The 17,383-nt window shown below is 70.3% G+C and carries 18 protein-coding genes and 1 tRNA gene; 13 read left to right on the plus strand and 6 right to left on the minus strand.

The features are described 5' to 3' along the window. Positions 1–15: 15 nt before the first annotated feature. Genes IM787_RS18300 through IM787_RS18315 form a run of 4 tightly spaced genes read left to right on the plus strand, consistent with a single transcriptional unit; the run spans position 16 to position 4,637 of the window. Positions 16–2,538: an ABC transporter permease gene (locus tag IM787_RS18300; RefSeq protein WP_193678145.1), complete on the plus strand. Its 2,523-nt coding sequence runs from the start codon at positions 16–18 to the stop codon at positions 2,536–2,538. Between the two features lie 22 nt (positions 2,539–2,560). Further along, a complete protein-coding gene (locus tag IM787_RS18305) occupies positions 2,561–2,965 on the plus strand; it encodes a group II truncated hemoglobin (RefSeq protein WP_193678146.1) in 405 nt (134 codons plus the stop codon). A gap of 50 nt (positions 2,966–3,015) precedes the next feature. Beyond that, on the plus strand, positions 3,016–3,609 hold the full coding sequence (locus tag IM787_RS18310) for a LemA family protein (protein ID WP_193678147.1): 594 nt from the start codon (positions 3,016–3,018) through the stop codon (positions 3,607–3,609). Positions 3,610–3,629: 20 nt separating this feature from the next. Next, complete coding sequence (locus IM787_RS18315; protein ID WP_193678148.1) at positions 3,630–4,637, plus strand: M48 family metalloprotease; 1,008 nt, start codon at positions 3,630–3,632, stop codon at positions 4,635–4,637. Here the strand turns inward: IM787_RS18315 and IM787_RS18320 are convergent. Together IM787_RS18320 and radC are read right to left on the minus strand one after the other, a co-directional pair. Further along, a complete protein-coding gene (locus tag IM787_RS18320; protein WP_193678149.1) occupies positions 4,624–5,259 on the minus strand; it encodes a Smr/MutS family protein in 636 nt (211 codons plus the stop codon). The two genes, IM787_RS18315 and IM787_RS18320, sit on opposite strands and share 14 nt — an antisense overlap. Further along, complete coding sequence (gene radC, locus IM787_RS18325; protein ID WP_193678150.1) at positions 5,256–5,933, minus strand: RadC family protein; 678 nt, start codon at positions 5,931–5,933, stop codon at positions 5,256–5,258. The genes IM787_RS18320 and radC overlap by 4 nt, the downstream gene beginning before the upstream one ends. A 42-nt stretch (positions 5,934–5,975) precedes the next feature. Here radC and IM787_RS18330 point away from each other — a divergent pair, with 42 nt between their 5' ends. Genes IM787_RS18330 through IM787_RS18340 form a run of 3 tightly spaced genes read left to right on the plus strand, consistent with a single transcriptional unit; the run spans position 5,976 to position 8,330 of the window. Then, positions 5,976–6,461 carry an FKBP-type peptidyl-prolyl cis-trans isomerase gene (locus tag IM787_RS18330; protein ID WP_193678151.1) on the plus strand — a complete coding sequence of 162 codons (486 nt, stop codon included), beginning with the start codon at positions 5,976–5,978 and terminating at the stop codon, positions 6,459–6,461. Next, a complete protein-coding gene (gene ispH, locus IM787_RS18335; protein ID WP_435531171.1) occupies positions 6,461–7,399 on the plus strand; it encodes a 4-hydroxy-3-methylbut-2-enyl diphosphate reductase in 939 nt (312 codons plus the stop codon). The genes IM787_RS18330 and ispH overlap by 1 nt, the downstream gene beginning before the upstream one ends. Then, the gene (locus IM787_RS18340; protein WP_193678152.1) at positions 7,389–8,330 is read left to right on the plus strand and encodes a threonine/serine dehydratase; all 942 of its coding nucleotides are present in this window, start codon (positions 7,389–7,391) and stop codon (positions 8,328–8,330) included. Before ispH ends, IM787_RS18340 begins: the two co-directional genes overlap by 11 nt. Here the strand turns inward: IM787_RS18340 and IM787_RS18345 are convergent, their stop codons facing one another. After that, on the minus strand, positions 8,331–8,750 hold the full coding sequence (locus IM787_RS18345; protein ID WP_227494471.1) for a VOC family protein: 420 nt from the start codon (positions 8,748–8,750) through the stop codon (positions 8,331–8,333). 57 nt (positions 8,751–8,807) lie between these two features. Between IM787_RS18345 and serS the strand changes: the two genes are divergently transcribed. Further along, the gene (gene serS / locus IM787_RS18350) at positions 8,808–10,118 is read left to right on the plus strand and encodes a serine--tRNA ligase (RefSeq protein ID WP_193678153.1); all 1,311 of its coding nucleotides are present in this window, start codon (positions 8,808–8,810) and stop codon (positions 10,116–10,118) included. On the opposite strand, the gene IM787_RS18355 is transcribed toward serS, so the two are convergent. Beyond that, positions 10,115–10,894, minus strand: a complete 780-nt coding sequence (locus tag IM787_RS18355) for a ZIP family metal transporter (RefSeq protein WP_193678154.1) — start codon at positions 10,892–10,894, stop codon at positions 10,115–10,117. The genes serS and IM787_RS18355 overlap by 4 nt on opposite strands. 202 nt (positions 10,895–11,096) lie before the next feature. Between IM787_RS18355 and IM787_RS18360 the strand changes: the two genes are divergently transcribed. The 3 genes from IM787_RS18360 (at position 11,097) to IM787_RS18370 (ending at position 12,994) form a co-directional block, all read left to right on the plus strand. Then, a complete protein-coding gene (locus tag IM787_RS18360) occupies positions 11,097–11,900 on the plus strand; it encodes a beta/gamma crystallin-related protein (protein WP_193678155.1) in 804 nt (267 codons plus the stop codon). 80 nt (positions 11,901–11,980) lie between these two features. Further along, a tRNA-Ser gene (locus IM787_RS18365) sits at positions 11,981–12,071 on the plus strand. Positions 12,072–12,526: 455 nt separating this feature from the next. Next, positions 12,527–12,994, plus strand: a complete 468-nt coding sequence (locus IM787_RS18370) for a MerR family DNA-binding protein (RefSeq protein WP_193678156.1) — start codon at positions 12,527–12,529, stop codon at positions 12,992–12,994. 33 nt (positions 12,995–13,027) lie between these two features. Here IM787_RS18370 and senB read toward each other — a convergent pair whose 3' ends face one another. Further along, the gene (senB, locus tag IM787_RS18375) at positions 13,028–14,008 is read right to left on the minus strand and encodes a selenoneine biosynthesis selenosugar synthase SenB (protein ID WP_193678157.1); all 981 of its coding nucleotides are present in this window, start codon (positions 14,006–14,008) and stop codon (positions 13,028–13,030) included. 26 nt (positions 14,009–14,034) lie between these two features. On the opposite strand from senB, the gene senA reads away from it, so the two are divergent. Beyond that, a complete protein-coding gene (senA, locus tag IM787_RS18380; protein WP_193678158.1) occupies positions 14,035–15,225 on the plus strand; it encodes a selenoneine synthase SenA in 1,191 nt (396 codons plus the stop codon). Positions 15,226–15,265: 40 nt separating this feature from the next. Here the strand turns inward: senA and IM787_RS18385 are convergent, their stop codons facing one another. Beyond that, positions 15,266–16,084 (minus strand): sterol desaturase family protein, encoded by an 819-nt coding sequence (locus IM787_RS18385; RefSeq protein WP_193678159.1) that lies wholly within the window; start codon positions 16,082–16,084, stop codon positions 15,266–15,268. 67 nt (positions 16,085–16,151) lie between these two features. Here IM787_RS18385 and IM787_RS18390 point away from each other — a divergent pair, with 67 nt between their 5' ends. Then, positions 16,152–17,363, plus strand: a complete 1,212-nt coding sequence (locus IM787_RS18390) for a helix-turn-helix domain-containing protein (RefSeq protein WP_193678160.1) — start codon at positions 16,152–16,154, stop codon at positions 17,361–17,363. Positions 17,364–17,383 lie beyond the last annotated feature (20 nt).

A 17,383-nucleotide genomic window follows, 5' to 3' on the forward strand; every position in this document is an offset into this window, starting at 1 on the left:
CGGCACGATGCACCCATGCTCCTGAATTCCGCCTGGTCCCTGGGCTGGCGCACGCTCTGGCGCGACCTGCGCGCGGGCGAACTGCGCCTGCTGATCGTCGCCGTCACGCTGGCCGTGGCCGCGCTCACGGCCGTGGGCTTCTTCGCCGACCGGCTGAAGGGCGGCCTGGCCCGCGACGCCCGGCAACTGATCGGCGGCGATGCCGTCGTCGTGAGCGACCAGCCGACGCCGCAAGCCTTCATCGAGCGCGCGAAGTCGCTGGGCCTCCAGAGCGTGACCACGCTCACCTTCCCGTCGATGGGACGGGCCGGCGAGGCGCAAGGCGGCGCGGGCCGGCTGGTGGCGCTGAAGGTCGTGGAGGACGGCTACCCCTTGCGGGGCGGACTGCAGACCACGGACCGGCCCGAAGTGGCGGGCAGCCCCACGCGCGACGTGCCGCGTCCAGGGGAAGCCTGGGTCGACAGCGGCCTGCTCGACGCGCTCGGCCTGAAGATGGGCGACCCCCTGCTGCTCGGCGACGCGCAGCTGCGCATCGTGCGCATCATCACGGTGGAACCCGACCGCGGCAGCGGCTTCATGTCGTTCGCGCCGCGCGTGATGATCCACGCCGCGGACCTGGCCGCGACGCGCCTGGTGCAGCCGGCCAGCCGCGTCGGCTACCGTTTCGCCGTGGCGGGTGAGGACCGCGCGGTGCGGCGCTTCGCCGACTGGGCGGACGCCGAGGTGAAGAAGGCGGAGGTGCGGGGCGTCCGCGTCGAGTCGCTCGAAGGCGGCCGGCCGGAGATGCGCCAGACGCTGGACCGCGCGGAGAAATTCCTGAACCTGGTCGCCTTGCTCGCGGCGCTGCTGAGTGCCGTGGCGGTGGCCCTGGCGGCGCGCGGCTTCGCGGGCCGCCACCTCGACGACTGCGCCATGCTGCGCGTGCTGGGGCAGAGCCAGCGGACGATCGCCTGGAGCTACGCCTTCGAGTTCGCCATCATCGGCGTCTTCGCCAGCCTGCTCGGCGTGGCCATCGGTTTCGCCGTGCACTTCGTCTTCGTCGCGCTGCTGGCGGGACTGGTCGAGGCGTCGCTGCCCGCCGCCAGCCTCTGGCCGCTGGCCTTCGGCCTGGGCATGGGCCTCACGCTGCTGTTCGCTTTCGGCCTGCCGCCGGTGCTGCAGCTGGCGCAGGTGCCGCCGCTGCGCGTGATCCGCCGCGACGTCGGCAACCTCAAGCCGGCCTCGCTGCTGGTGCTGGGCGTGGGCGTCGCGGGCTTCGCCGCCTTGCTGCTGGCCGCGAGCAGCGACCTCAAGCTCGGGGGCATCGCGGTGGGCGGCTTCGCCGGCGCGGTGCTGGTGTTCGCGGGCCTGAGCTGGGTGGCCGTCAAGCTGCTGCGCCGCCTGGTCAACGAAGCCACCGCGCCGCGCTGGCTGGTGCTGGCCACGCGCCAGATCAGCGCGCGTCCGGTCTACGCGGTGGTGCAGACCAGCGCGCTGGCGGTCGGCCTGCTCGCGCTGGTGCTGCTGGTGCTGCTGCGCACCGACCTCATCGCCAGCTGGCGCCAGGCCACGCCGCCGGACGCGCCGAACCGCTTCGTGATCAACGTGATGCCGGAGCAAGGCCAGGCCTTCGTGCAGGCGCTGCGCGGTGCCGGCGTGCAGCGCATGGACTGGTACCCGATGTTCCGAGGCCGCCTGGTGGCCGTGAACGGCCGCAGCGTCGGCCCCGACGATTACGTGGAAGACCGCGCCAAGCGCCTGGTGGACCGCGAGTTCAACCTGTCGTTCGCCGCCGAACAGCCGCCGCACAACCAGGTGGTGGGCGGGCGCTGGCAGCCGGAAGAGAAGGGCGCCGTCAGCGTGGAGGAGGGCATCGCCACCACGCTGGGACTCAAGCTGGGCGACACGCTGCGCTTCGACGTCGGCGGCATGACCAACGAGGCGAAGGTCACGTCGCTGCGCAAGGTGGACTGGGGTTCGATGCGCGCGAACTTCTTCGTGATGTACCCGGTGAGCGAGCTGCCGGACGTGCCCTTCACCTACATGGGCGCCTTCCGCGCGCCGGAGAGCAAGGGCTTCGACAACCAGCTGGTGCGCAGCTTCCCGAACGTGACCAACGTGGACATGTCCGCGACCATCACGCAGGTGCAGGGCGTGCTGGACAAGGTGATCCGCGCGGTGGAGTTCCTGTTCGGCTTCACGCTCGCCGCCGGCCTCGTCGTGCTGTTCGCCGCGGTGGCCGCGACGCGCGAGGAGCGCGCGCGCGAGTTCGCGATCATGCGCGCGATGGGCGCGCGCGGCGCGCTGCTGCGGCAGGTGCAGCGGGCGGAACTGGTGGGCGTCGGCCTGCTGGCCGGCTTCCTGGCGAGCATGGTCGCCTCGGTGGTCGGCTGGGGCCTGGCGAAGTACGCCTTCGACTTCACCTGGACCGCGTCGCCCTTCGTGCCGCTGGCCGGTGCCGCCGCGGGGGCCTTGCTGGCGCTCGCCGCCGGGTGGTGGGGCCTGCGCGAGGTGCTGAGCCGGCCGGTGGTGGAAACCTTGCGCAAGGCCGCCGAATAGCCGGCGGGCGACAATCGCGGGCATGGAACCGCAAGAGAAGCCGCCGCACGCCACCCCTTTCGCCTGGATCGGCGGCGAGGAGAAGGTGCAGGCGCTGGTCGACCGCTTCTACGACCTGATGGACCTGGAGCCCAGGTACGCGGAGCTGCGTGCCGCGCACGGCACCGAGCTGGAACGGGCCCGCCAGAACCTGTTCTGGTTCCTGTGCGGCTGGCTGGGCGGTCCCCAGCACTACACCGAGCGCTTCGGCCATCCGCGCCTGCGCATGCGCCACATGCCTTTCCGCATCGGCATCAAGGAACGCGACCAGTGGGTGGCGTGCATGGACCAGGCGATGGGCGAGGTCGGGGTAGACGAGGGGCTCCGCGCCCGGTTGCGCGAATCCTTCGCCGGAACCGCCGACTGGATGCGAAATACGCACGGTTGAGCTTGCCTCCGGAGCGCCCATAATGGCCGGGTCCGAAAAAGGAGGCCCGCGTGAGCGTTGCAAGCTGGATTTCCCTGGCGGTCGTGGCCGTCGTCGTCCTGTGGGCGGTGGCCGTGTTCAACGGGCTGGTGCAGAAGCGCAACCGCATCGCCAATGCGTTCTCGCAGATCGACGTGCAGCTGAAGCGCCGCTACGACCTGGTGCCCAACCTGGTCGAGGTCGCCAAGCGCTACCTCGCCCATGAAGCGTCCACGCTGGAGGCGGTGACCCGCGCGCGCGGCACCGCGTTCGATGCGGCCGCCGCGGTGCGGGCACGGCCCACCGATGCCGCCGCCGTCGGCACGCTGGCCCTTGCGGAGCAGGCCCTGGGCGGCAGCCTGGGCCGGCTCATGGCGCTGGCCGAGAGCTATCCGGACCTCAAGGCCGATGCGACGATGGCCTCGCTGAGCGAGGAGCTCACCTCCACCGAGAACCGCATCGGCTTCGCCCGCCAGGCGTACAACGACGAAGTGCTGGCCTACAACGACGCCGTCGGCCAGTTCCCTGCGCTGCTCGTGGCGCGGGTCAGCGGCTTCGCCCCCGCGGCGATGCTGCAGTCCACGCAAAGCGCGCAGGAGCGCGAAGCGCCCCGCCTGGCCTTCTGACCGGACGCCGGCAGCCGGCGATGCGCTTCTTCGAACTCCAGCAGCAGGCCCGTGCGCGCACGACGCGCCTGGTGCTGCTGTTCGCGCTGGCGGTGGCGGGCACGGCGCTGGGCGTGCACCTGGCGCTGGCGCTGTGCTGGTGGACGCTGAACTGGTTCCTCGGCCCGGTGGAGATCGGGTTCCCGCGCTCCTTCTTCGCGGTGAACGTGGGCGTGACGCTCCTGCTGGTGCTGGGCGGCTGGTGGATCGAGACCTCCAACCTGAAGATGGCGGGCGGGGCCGAGCGGCTGGCCCGCCGCATCGGCGCGCGCGAGGCGCGGCCGGGCACCTCGATGGGCGAACAGCGCCTGTGCAACATCGTCGACGAGGTCTGCATCGCCGCCCACATGCCGCGCCCGACCGTCATGGTGATGCCGCGGCACGACGCGATCAACGCTTTCGCCACGGGGTGGGACGAGGACGACGCGGTCGTCGCCGTGACGCAGGGCGCGCTCGACCTGCTGACGCGCGAGGAGCTGCAGGGCATCGTGGCGCACGAGTGCAGCCACATCCACGAAGGGGACACCCGCCTGAACATGCAGCTGGCCGGGATGGTGTTCGGGCTGGAGATGGTGTGGGACTTCGGAGACATCCTCCGCGAGAAACGCGGCCTCGCCACGGTGTTCGGCACGGCCATCATGGCCGTGGGCTCCATCGGCTGGCTGGCCGGCCGCTGCCTGCAGGCGGCGGTGTCGCGCGAGCGCGAGTTCCTGGCCGATGCGCGCGCGGTGCAGTGGACGCGCAGCCGTGACGGCCTGGGCGGCGTGCTGCGCAAGGCGATGACGCAGCGCGCGGATGCGAACCGCCCGTCGGATCCGGCCTGGCCGATCGCGGTCGACCACCTGTTGCTGCTCGGACACCTCGCGGAGCACGGCGGCTGGCTGGACTCGCATCCGCCGCTGGCCGTCCGCATCCGCCGCATCTACGGGCGCAGCATGGCGCCGCTGCCGCTCGTGCAGGACGACACGCAGCCCGCTACGCCGGCTTGAGCAGCACCACCACCGCGCCGGCGCCGCCTTCGTCGCCGCGCGCCTGCACGAAGGCGAGCACCTCGCTCTTCTGCACCAGCCAGCCGTGCACCTTGCCCTTCAGCACCGGCGTCTTGCCCGGCGAGCCCAGGCCCTTGCCGTGCACGACGCGCACGCAGCGCAGGCCCTGGCGCACCGCGTCGCGCAGGAAGGCGGACAGCGCCTCGCGCGCGTCGTCGCGCCGCAGTCCGTGCAGGTCGATCTCGGACTGGATGCTCCAGTGGCCGCGCCGCAGCTTGCGGGCCACGTCGATGCCGATGCCGGGCCGGCGGAAGCTCATCGCGTCGTCGACCTCCAGCAGCGTGGAGGCGTCGAATTCGTCGCTGATGGATTCGCGCAGCACGCGTTGGTCGTCGAGCTGGCGCTGCGCGGGGATGGGCGCGGGCGGTTCGGGCACGTGGTGCACGCGGCCATGGGCCGGCAGGCGTTCGACCTTGCCGGCCGCGCGTTCGAACAGGCTGCGCTCGGCCTCCAGCCGCTTCTGCTCCAGCGCGCGCTTCTCCGCCTGCTCGCGCGCCACGCGTTCGCGCTCGGCCACCTGCTGGCGGATGGCTTGCAGGTCGCGCAGGGAATTCGCCTTCACAAGAGACCTCTCTCCGCCATCGACAGTGCCTGCCCCGGCGCGACAATGACGTGATCGAGCACCCGCACGTCGACCAGTGCCAGGGCCGCCTTCAGCGCCTGCGTGAGCGCTTCGTCGGCGCGCGAGGGCTGCACCGTGCCGCTGGGATGGTTGTGCGCCAGCACCACGGCGGCCGCGTGGTGGTGCAGGGCTTTCAGGACGACTTCGCGCGGGTACACGGAAGTCTGAGTCAGCGTGCCGCGGAAGAGTTCTTCCATCGCCACCAGCCGGTTCTGCGCGTCGAGGAACAGGGCGGCGAAGACTTCGTGCGGGCGGTGGGCGAGGTGGAGCTGCAGGTAATTTTTCACGGCCTCGGGGGAGCCGAAGACCTCGCGCGCCTTCAGCTGTTCAGCCACCGCGCGGCGCGCGAGTTCCAGCACCGCGATCAGTTGCGAGCGCTTGGCGGTGCCGCCCAGGCCGTGCACCTGCCGCAGTTCTTCGCCGGAGGCGTGCAGGAGGCCGGCCAGGCCGCTGAAGCGTTCCAGCACCGATTCGGCCATCTGGAACACGCCCTGCCGCTGGGTGCCGGTGCGCAGCAGCAGCGCCAGCAGTTCGGTGTCGCTCAGCGCGGCCGGCCCGCGGGACAGCAGCTTTTCGCGCGGCCGCGCGTCCGCCGGCAGGTCTTTGAGCGCCATCACAATGCCCTTCGGCCCGTCTTTTTACAATGGACCCAGTTTATGACTTCCATGGCCACCTCCGCGCCCCGCGTCCGACCGGGCTCGTTCCTCACGCTGCACTACCGCCTGGCGGGGCCGGCGGGCGACATCATCAACACCTTCGCCGGCAAGCCGTCGACGCTGACGCTCGGCACCGGCGAACTGTCGCCCGCCGTGGAGCAGCGCCTGCTGGGGCTGGAGGAGGGCGCGAGCGCCCGCTTCGAGATCCCGGCCGGCGAGGCCTTCGGCGAGCGCAACCCGGACATGGTGCAGTGGGTCGCGCGCAAGCTCCTCGTTCGAATGGGGGACCCCGACGAGCGTTATGGCGTTGGCGACGTGGTGCAGTTCCCCACGCCCGACGGGCGCGGCTCCTATGCCGGCGCCGTGCGCGAGCTGGGCGAGGACAAGGATGGCGACGGCCACCCCGACGCGGTGCTGTTCGACTTCAACCACCCGCTCGCGGGCCAGCCGGTCATCTTCGAGGTGAACGTGATCGGGGTGCTCTGATGGGACCGAACGAAATCCTGCTGGCCGAGCCGCGCGGGTTCTGCGCGGGGGTCGACCGCGCCATCGACATCGTGGAGCGCGCCCTGTCGAAGTTCGGCGCGCCGATCTACGTGCGGCACGAGATCGTGCACAACACCTTCGTGGTGAACGACCTCAAGGCCAAGGGGGCGATCTTCATCGAGGACCTCGACGACGTGCCGCCGGGCGCCACGCTGGTGTTCTCGGCCCACGGCGTGAGCAAGGCGGTGCAGAACGAGGCCGCCGCGCGCGGCTTCCAGGTGTTCGACGCCACCTGCCCGCTGGTGACCAAGGTGCACGTGGAGGTGGCGAAGCTCGCGAAGGAGGGCTACGAGTTCATCATGATCGGGCACAAGGGCCATCCGGAAGTGGAAGGCACCATGGGCCAGCTGGACGCCGGCATCCACCTGGTGGAGGACGTGGAAGACGTCGCCCGCGTGCAGCCGGCCCAGACCGAGCGGCTCGCCGTGGTGACGCAGACCACGCTGTCGGTGGACGACGCGGCGGAGATCACCGCGGCGGTGAAGCGGCGTTTCCCGACGATCCGCGAGCCGAAGCAGCAGGACATCTGCTACGCCACCCAGAACCGGCAGGACGCGGTGAAGATGCTGTCGCCCGAGGTCGACGTGATGATCGTGGTCGGCAGCCCGACCAGTTCCAACAGCAACCGGCTCGCCGAACTGGCGCGCAAGCTGGGCGTGGACAGCTACATGGTGGACCACCCCGGGGAGCTGCGGCCCGAATGGGTGGAAGGCAAGACGCGCGTCGGCCTGACGGCCGGCGCCTCGGCGCCGGAGGTCGTGGTGCAGGAAGTCGTTGCCCGCCTGAAGGCGCTGGGCGCCGTCGCCGTCCGCAAGGTCGACGGCATCCAGGAAACGGTGAAGTTCCCGTTGCCGAAGGGGCTGCGGCTTGAACCGTGACGCCATCGCGCAGGCGGCGCAGCGCTTCGCGGGCGACGGCCGCGGCTTCGTGCGGCGCACGCCGCTGTGGCAACTGCCCGGCGCCGCTCTCGGCGTGGACTGCGCGCAGGTCTGGCTGAAGCTGGAACACCTGCAGGTCGGGGGCAGCTTCAAGGCCCGCGGCATGTACAACCGGCTGCTGTCGAACCCGATCCCCGACGGCGGCGTGATCGTCGCCTCCGGCGGCAACGCGGGCATCGCGACCGCGGCCGCGGCACAAGCCCTGGGCGTGCGGTGCGAAGTGTTCGTGCCGACGGTCAGCAGCCCGGCCAAGCAGGCGAAGCTGCGCGAGCTGGGCGCGCAGGTGGTGGTGACCGGCGCCGCGTATGCCGAGGCGCTGGAGGCGTGCGTCGCGCGCCAGCGCGAGGCCGGTGCCCTGATGACGCACGCCTACGACCAGCCGGAGGTCGTGGCCGGCGCCGGCACGCTGGCGATGGAGATCGAGGAGCAGGGCGGCCGCTGTCCCGACACCACGCTGGTCAGCGTGGGCGGCGGCGGGCTCATCGCCGGCATCGCGGCCTGGTTCGAAGCCCGCAGCCGCGTGGTGGCGCTGGAGCCGGAACTGGCGCCGACCCTGTTCCGCGCGCGCGAGGCGGGCGAGCCGGTGGACGTTTCCGTCGGCGGCGTTGCCGCCGATGCGCTGGGCGCCAAGCGCATCGGCGCGATCGCGTGGGACGTGTCGCAGCGTCACGTGCCGCAGGCCCCGCTGCTGCCGGATGCCGCGATCCGGCAGGCGCAGCTGGCGCTGTGGAAGGATTTCCAGCTGGCGGTGGAGCCGGCCGCGGCCCTGGGCCTGGCGGCGCTGCGGACCGGGGCCTACCGGCCCGCCAGGGACGAGACGGTGGCGCTGGTCATCTGCGGCGCGAACGTGGACCCCGCCACGCTCGCGTGATCACTCGCAGCTGACCATCCACGGCACGCCGAACTTGTCCTCCAGCATGCCGAAGTGGCCGCCCCAGAACGGCGGCGCGAAGGGCATCACCACCTTGCCGCCGGCGCCGAGCGCGTCGAACACCTTGCGCGCGCGGTCGGGGCCTTCCTTCACCCACGCCGACACGGTGAACCCGGCGAACTTGCCGCCGCTGCCCATGTTGGGCGGCACGTCGCTGCCCATGATCTGCGCGCCTTCGGCATCGAGCGTGCCGTGCATCACCTTCTTCTCCCATCCCGGCGGCACTTCCATGCCGCTGTCCTTGGGCGCGGTCTCGAAGCGCATTAGGGTGACCTTCCCACCCAGGCACTGGGCATAGAAGTTCAGCGCTTCCTCGCAATTGCCGTCGAAGCTCAGGTAGCAGTCGAGTTGCACGGCCATGGTCGTTCTCCTTTTGGGGGCAACTATCGTATGCAGTCCGCCGCATAAAATCAGCTCATGCTCGACGTGAACCTGTTACGAAAAGACCTCCCGGCCGTGGTGGCCCGGCTGGAAGCCCGCAAGTCGCCCCAGGCCTTCCTGGACGTCGACGCCTTCCAGCGCCTGGAGGCGGAGCGCAAGAGCATCCAGACGCGGACGGAAGAGCTCCAGGCCCGCCGCAACCAGTTGTCCAAGCAGATCGGTCAGCTCAAGGCCAAGGGCGAGTCCGCCGACGCCGTGATGGCGGAGGTGGCGCAGGCGAAGGTCGAACTCGAACAGTCGGCTGCGCGCCTGGAACAGATCCAGCCCGAGATGCAGGGCCTGCTGCTGGCCGTGCCCAACCTGCCGCACGAGAGCGTGCCGAGCGGCAGCGACGAGCACGGCAACGTGGAAGTGCGCAGGTGGGGCGAGCCGCGCAAGTTCGACTTCGCGGTGAAGGACCACGTGGACGTCGGGCAGCCGCTCGGCCTGGACTTCGAGACCGGCGTGAAGCTCAGTGGCGCGCGCTTCACGGTGATGAAGCAGCAGGTCGCACGGCTGCACCGCGCGCTGGCGCAGTTCATGCTGGACGTGCAGACGCAGGAGCACGGCTACACCGAGTGCTACACGCCGTACGTCGTGAACGAGGCGACGCTGCGCGGCACGGGGCAGCTGCCCAAGTTCGAAGCCGACCTCTTCGCGGTGAGCAAGGGCGGCCAGGAGGGCCTCGCGTCCGAGGAACAGCAGGCGCTGTACCTGATCCCCACCAGCGAAGTGACGCTGACCAACTTCGTCCGCGACGAGATCCTGGCCGAGGCGCAGCTGCCGTTGAAGCTGACCGCGCACACGCCGTGCTTCCGCTCCGAGGCGGGCAGCGCCGGTCGCGACACGCGCGGCATGATCCGCCAGCACCAGTTCGACAAGGTGGAGATGGTGCAGGTCGTGCACCCGGAGAAGAGCTACGAGGCGCTGGAAGAGATGACGCGCCACGCCGAGGCCATCCTGCAGAAGCTGGGGCTGCCGTACCGCGTGATGCTGCTGTGCACCGGCGACATGGGCTTCGGCGCCGCCAAGACCTACGACCTCGAGGTGTGGCTGCCGGCGCAGGACACCTACCGCGAGATCAGCTCGGTCTCCAACTGCGAGGCGTTCCAGGCGCGCCGGCTGCAGGCCCGCTTCAAGAACGCGCAGGGCAAGAACGAGCTGGTGCACACGCTCAACGGCTCCGGCCTCGCCGTCGGCCGCACGCTCGTGGCGATCCTGGAGAACTACCAGAACGCCGACGGCAGCGTCACGGTGCCGCCGGCGCTGCGCCCGTACATGGGGGGCGTGGAGCGTCTGGCCGCCTAACGGGCCGCGACGTTCGACAGGGTGAAGATCACCAGCAGCCCGGTGCCCGCGGCCACGGCGGCGGATTGCTGGAACTGGTGGCTCTCGGCCTCGGGCACCAGCTGGGTGGTGGTCAGGTAGAACATCGCGCCGGCGCCGGAGGCGAGCAGCAGCCCCAGCGTCTCCTTCGGCAGGTCGCGCAGGAAGAACCAGCCCGCCATCGCCGACAGGAAGAGCGCCAGGCCGATCAGCGAAGTCCAGCCGAGGATGCGGCGGGTCGGGTGCTCGCCGCCCTGCTCGTGCACCAGGTGGCCGATGCTGAGCGACTCGCTCACATTGTCGATGACGATGGCCAGGCCCACGATGAGGCCCAGCGAGGGATCGGTGGCCGCGCTCACACCGATGGTGAGCCCTTCCACGAGCTCCTCCGCGCTGGTGCCGCCCGCCAGCACCGTCACCTCGTCGCCGCGCTGCTTGCGCCGGCGCTGCACGCTGCGCACCCAGTCGCGCTGCTGCGCCTTGTCGCCGGCACTGGCCCCGCGATGGACGAACAGGTCGAGCGCGTAGAGGAAGGCGAAGCCCAGCACGAAGCCGAGCACCGCGCGCGCCAGCGATGCCAGCTCCACCGCCTTGGGCAGCATCTCGAACGCGAAGGCGCCCAGCAGGGCGCCGGCGGCGAAGCCCACCGACAGCGACAGGGCGAGGGTGGTGGGCTTGCGCAGCAGCGACAGCGCCCCGCCGATCGGCGAAGCGAGGGCGCCCGCGAGGGCGATGCCGAACAGCAGGGCGAAGTCCATGGACGTGGGCTCGGGTGCAGGGAGCCGCATTCTGCGGTGCCGCGCGTGGCTTCGGGGCCGCCTGCGGGCGGAAGCCGTTCACGTAAAGATGGCGCGCTGACACGGCTCAGCGGTCGTGGCCTACATGGTCCCGATGGGCTGGTCACCCACCATGGGCCTACGCGACCGTTCGAGTCGCTTTTCGCGTGACCAAGGAGTCCCCATGAAACCAATCCTCAAGGCGGCATTCGCCGTGTCTTCCATCGTCCTCGCCTCGCAGGCGATGGCGCAGATCGTCCTGTACGAACGCGAGGGCTTCCGCGGCCGCTCCGTCGTCGTCGACCGTGAAGTGCGCAACGTGGAGCGCCGCGCACTCGGCGACACCGCCGCATCCGCAGTGGTCGAGCGCGGCCGCTGGGAAGTGTGCGAGGAACCGCGCTTCCAGGGCCGCTGCGCCGTCCTGCGCCGCGGCAACTATCCGGACCTGCGCGGCACGGGCATGCAATGGAACATCGCCTCCATCCGCCCGGCGCGTGAAGGCCGACGCTACGACATGGAGCCGCAGGCTGCCGCCGGCAATGGCGACTACGCGTACCGCCGCCGCGCCAGCGAGCGCACGCAGGAAGTGCCGATCCGCGACGTCCGCGCGATCATGGGCGCGTCCGGCCAGCGTTGCTGGGTGGAACGCCAGGCCGTCCCGGTCGCGAACCAGGGCAGCGCCGGCGGCGCCGTGATCGGTGCCATCGTCGGCGGCATCCTGGGCCACCAGGTCGGCGGCGGCAGCGGCCGCGACCTGGCCACCGGCGCGGGCGTGGTCGGCGGCGCGATCGTCGGCAACAACGTCGGCCGCAACCAGGCGCCCGGCTATGCCACGCAGGACGTCCAGCGCTGCGAGACGGTGCAGGGCACGCCTTCGCACTACGAAGTGACGTACAACTTCCGCGGCGCGCTGCACACGGTGCAGATGAGCGCCCCGCCCGCCGGCAACACGATCATCGTGAACGAGCGCGGCGAACCGCGCATGTAAGCCCTGCCGGGAGGGCGGCCCGCGGCAGCCCTCCCGAATGCGCTAAAATCACCGGCTTCGCACCACGCGAACCGAATTCAGGAGCGGTGGCAGAGTGGTCGAATGCGCCGGACTCGAAATCCGGTATACGGTTTCACCGTATCGAGGGTTCGAATCCCTCCTGCTCCGCCAAAGACGATCCCCCCGCTAACGAGCACCTTGGTGCCGTTAGCGTGCAGCGGAATCAGATCCCTTCTCCACCGACCGCCTCACGCCGCGCTCCTGGGACCGCAACCGCAGCTCCCGGCCTTCTGTCCCGCGGCGGGCATTCCGCAGGTTGGCGCCGGAGGCCTCGCCCGTTTGGCAATCCACAAACCCAGACCTCCCATCGCTCCAGCGGCGCCCACGGCGATGCCTGCCAGCGCGCCGCCGGAGAGTTGCTCCCAGCCCAGCGCGCTGGCGAAGCCCGCAGCGGAGAGGCCCGAGAGGCTGGGGATTGCCAGGGGAACGGCGCAACAGGCCGCGCACGCTCCGACGACGCCGACGCCCGCGAGAAGTGGCTTCTTCATGATGGTTCCATGTGTGCTCCGGCCGATGCCGTAGACTGACTCTAGAACCTCAAGTGACTTGAGATGCAAGGGGTCCGCATGAAAAATGTCGACGTGCAGCAAATGACCATCGGGACGCTCTCCGTGCGGACGGGGCTGGCCGTGTCCGCCATCCGCTACTACGAGGAGATCGGCCTGGTCCCCGAGGCGTCGCGCAAGCCGAGCGGACACCGTGTCTACGGGCGGGAGGCCGAGCTCCTCCTGACGCTGATCCGCCGTTGCCGCGACTTCGGCTTCTCGCTCGAGGACACCAGGACGCTGGCGTCGCTCGCGGCGAGCCCGGACCGCGACTGCGTCGAGGCGCGCGACGTCGCGCAGGTGCACCTCGACGCGGTGCGCGACAGGCTCGTGGAGATGCGCGCGTTGGAAGCGAGCTTGGCTGGTTTCGTCGAGGCCTGCAATTCGGAATGCGCTGGCGGGCCGGCGCCGCAGTGCGCGATCCTGAAGGACCTGGGCGACGCGAGTCTTTCGGCGAAGAAGCCTCGGGCGCGCGGCTGCTGCGGCTGACGCGCTCGGCGCGAGGCGCCGCATCATGGTGGTTCAACGCGCCTGGACGCGCCGCTTCGACCCGTCGAGAAGGTCCGCGATCCACTGCCGCACCAGCGCGCGCTCGACCTCCGGCCTGAACTGAGGCTCCCTGCGTCCGCATTGTTTGGAGAGCTGCGCAGCGTAGTCCGGCTCCAGGACAAAACGCCGCATGCACGCGGCCAATGCCAGGCTGTTGCCCGCTTCGAAGTAGCCGGCATAGTCTTCGCCCAGCAAGCCGACATTGCCCCCGATCCGGCTGGCCAGGACGGGCACGCCGGAGCGCACCGCCTCGATGACTGCCTGGGCACCGCCCTCGATCCGACTCATATGCACCAGCGCCCGCCCGCTCGCGATCCATGCGCGTGCCTTCTCGCGCGGGACGCCTCCGAGCCACCGGTAGTGCGGACACCGCGCCATGGTGCGTCGTGCCTGCTCCGCCAGGGCAGGATCCAGCGCCTCGCCGATGTGGATGATGCGCACGCCCAGGTCGGGGGCCAGGTGACCGGCTGCCTCCATCAGCGTCCGTGGGTCCTTCTCATCCCGTAGATGCCCGACGGCCACGAAGTCGATGGATCGCGCCCGGGGCCGGGGCCGCCAGGCCGTCGCGGACTGCAGGATGACACGCGCCTTGGCTCGGTGCGCCGGCGCCAGGCGTTCCAGCGCATCGGGCTGCAAGACCACCAGTCCGCTGGCACACTCCAGGGAATGCCGCGCCGATTCGTCCTGCAGGATGTCGCGATAGACATCGGTTCCCGTCAGGACCAGGCCGATCGGCGTGCCGGGCCGTTCGATGGCGATCCGTGCGACCGGATCCGCCGAACGGCGCGCGTGCAGCGCGATCATCGCGTCGCACGGCGTGCCGTCCCAGGTGCGCGCGATCTCGACCCGTGCCACCGCCGAAAGGAAAGCTTGCCAGCGCGATGCGGTTCGCCAGTTGCCGTTGTTGTCCTGGGCCAGGGCCGGCGAGACGATGAGGACGCGGGGCTTGCTCACGAGCCGATTCTGGCAGGACACCCGACATGAGTCGCATCGTCGATGCCCGGGCGCTCGCGGGTGGCGCGCTGGCCGACGCGCTGCGGGATGCGCGCAGCCGTACGCGCGCCTGGACCTTCGACCTGAGTGACGCGCAATGGCGGGTGCCTTGTCAGGCAGGCGTGAACCTTCCGGGTTGGGAACTCGGACACCTCGTGTGGTTCGGCGAGTTCTGGGTTCTGAGGGGCCTGCATTCCGTCGATGACGGCGGTCTCGTCCAGGCCGCGGGACCGCCTCGCATCGGCGGACCGGACCGGGTGTTCGATTCGGCCCGCTTGGGACATGCCGCGCGGTGGACTGCCGCGCTCCCCTCGCGCGCCGAACTGGCCGACCAGCTGGACGCGCAGCTTCTCGCGTTGCTGGCGGATCTCGACGCGGCCGATGGCGACGACGCCTCCCTTTACTTCCATCGGCTGGCGCTGTTCCATGAAGACATGCACACCGAGGCGTTCGCCTGGATGCGGGCCACGCTGGGGTACGCCGCACCCGAAGGCCTGCATCTGGCGGCTCAGACCCGGTCGTCATCGATCGAGATCGATGCCGTCCACGCCTGCATCGGATGGCCCCCGGGGCGCGCTGGCTTTGCGTTCGACAACGAACGCGACGCCCATGTCGTGCACCTGGCCGCCTACGAAATCGACACGCGCCCCGTGAGCGCGGGCGACTACCTGCAATTCGTCGAATCCGGGGGCTACGATGCTCCGAGGTGGTGGCCGGGCGAGGCGGCGCGGTGGCGCCTGGTTCACGGACTCGACCATCCGGCGCGCTGGCGTCGAGCGCCGGGCGGATGGCAGGCGCGATGGTTCGACCGGTGGCTTCCGCTGGATCCGGACCAGCCCGCGATCCACCTGAGTGCCTGGGAAGCGGAAGCGTATGCACACTGGAAGGGGCGGCGCCTCCCGAGCGCAGCGGAGTGGGAGCATGCGGCCGCCAGCCACGACGGATTCCAATGGGGTTCGAGCGTGTGGGAATGGACCGCCGACGCGTTCCGGCCCTATCCCGGCTTTGCGCCCGGCCCCTACCGCGATTACTCGGCGCCCTGGTTCGACAACCATCGCGAACTGCGGGGCGGATCCTTCGCCACGCAACCGCGCATGCACGACGTGCGCTACCGCAACTTCTTCCAGCCGCACCGGAACGACATCTTCGCCGGCTTCCGGACGGCGGCCAGCCTGTGAGCGTGCAGCCCGGTCTTCCGAGGCCGCTGCCACGCTGCACCTAGCGAGCCGTCGCCGCGGGCCGGGGCGAGGGCTTCCCATCGCCCAGGTCCCCCACCAGCTGGGCCAGTCGGCTCGCATAGGCGGGGTGTTCGGTGCCGCACCAGCGGTCCCACCAGGTGAAGTAGAGCCCGTAGTTCGTGTGCCCGTAGGCGTGGTGCATTTCGTGGTGCAGGGTGGTCGTCATCCAGCGCCCCCACCAGCCCGCCAGCCACCGGCGGGGAAGCAGCTCCATGCCGCTGTGGCCCATCACGTTGCGCAGCACCATCCACAGCAGCCAGGCGAACACCACCGACGAATGGAGCGGCACCACGAGGAGGACGACCGGCAGGAACAGGGCCTGCACGAACGCTTCCGGAACCGAGAACGCATACGCGGTCCAGACCGTGGGGGCGACCGAAAGGTGGTGGGTGCGGTGGACGCCGGTGAAGACTTTCCGGTGGTGCAGGAGTCGATGGGTCCAGTAGAACCATGCGTCGTGCAGGACGAGGAGCACGGGGAAGCTGGCGACCAGCCACGTCCAGCCGTATTCCCCCGGCGCCTCGTAGAACCGGTTGAGCCCCAGGCGATAGCCCAGGAACACCGTGGTCCCGACGGCGGAGAACACGACGACGGTGCGCAGCGAGCGCAGGAACTCCTTCCAGCGCTGGTCCTGCGCCACCGTGCGAATGCGGACCGAGCGCGGGGCGAGCCATCGCTGCGACGCCAGGTCGAGCACGGCGGCCACGGCCGCCACGCCCAGCAGGTAGCGGAGCAGGTCCAGGAGCCAGATCATGGGCCAGGCCTGCGCGGCGGTGGCCAGGATGTCTTCGATGCACATGGGATGCCCTCCTCGAGTGCGCGAACTGTGGCGATAGCGGTCGAAGAGGTCTTGCCGGAAGCCGCGGATGCTTGCCGTTTTCCGAAAACGGCCCGAGATTCCGGGTTTCGGCGAGATGCCGCGAGCGCCGCGCACGAAGCTTGGAGCCATGAACCTTCCTCCAGACATCCTGGTCCGCGTCGCGGGCGTCACCATCGGGCTGGTCTTCCTGCTGGCCGTGGCCCTTTCGCAGGGATGGCGACGCCGTGCCGACCTGTTGCTGCTCATCGCCTGTACCGTGGCTTACCTGGTGTGCTCGGCGCCATCACGGCCGTGCTGTTCGACCCCACTGACCCTGCCGCTGCTGCTCGGCGCGGCCGGCTTCCCTTTCGCGTTCTGGCGCCTGGCGCGTGTGGCGCTGGAGGACGACCACGCGGTTCCCGCCTGGGCATGGAGCGGGCTGGGATTCCTGCTCCTGACCGCGGCCGTCGCCGCGCCGGACTATGGACCCGCACCGCAAGCCTTGCGGACGGGATCTGCCGTGGCGAACAAGCTGGTGGCCCTGGGCTTCGTGGCCGGTGCCCTGGTGGCGGCCTGGCGAAGCTGGGACGGCGACCTGGTCGAACCGCGAAGGCGGCTGCGTTGGTGGCTGATGGCCTATCTGGGCGGCTACGGGCTCATCGTCATGGCCGGCGAGGTCTACCTTCTCGGCGAGCGGCCCCCCGCCTGGCTGGACCTGGTGAACGCAGGGGCGATCGGCAGCACGTTGTGGGTGACCTTGCTCTATTTCATTCAACTTCGGAGTGCGGCCCTGGAGACGCTCTTTGCTCCCAGTCCGCCGGCAGCACCTGAACCTGCACCCGCAGTCGAAGCATGTGCGGACGAGCCCCTACCTGCTCCGATTCCATCGGCACGAAGCGATGCCCGGATGCTGGCCCGTTTGCGGGAGTTGATGGAGGACGAGAGGGCCTTCCTCGATCCCGACCTGTCCGTGCAGATCCTGGCGAAGCGCGCCGGCGTCCCCGAGTACGCCCTGCGTCGCCTCATCAACGAACGACTGGGCTACCGGAATTTCGCCGCCTACGTCAATGAGCATCGCCTTCGTGAGGTCGAAGGGCGTCTCCGGGATCCTCGATGGGCGAAACGTCCCATCCTCTCGCTCGCCCTGGAGGCGGGCTTCGGCTCCATCGGACCCTTCAACCGCGCGTTCCGGCAACGGTACGGCAAGACGCCGACCGAGTTCCGGGCTGAACTCGAGCAGGTTCCACATGCGTCCGGCGAAGCGCGCGCCTCGGGATAGCGGGCACCTTCCATCAGGGC

Source organism: Ramlibacter pallidus (genome assembly GCF_015070875.1).
Lineage (GTDB): Bacteria > Pseudomonadota > Gammaproteobacteria > Burkholderiales > Burkholderiaceae_C > Ramlibacter > Ramlibacter pallidus.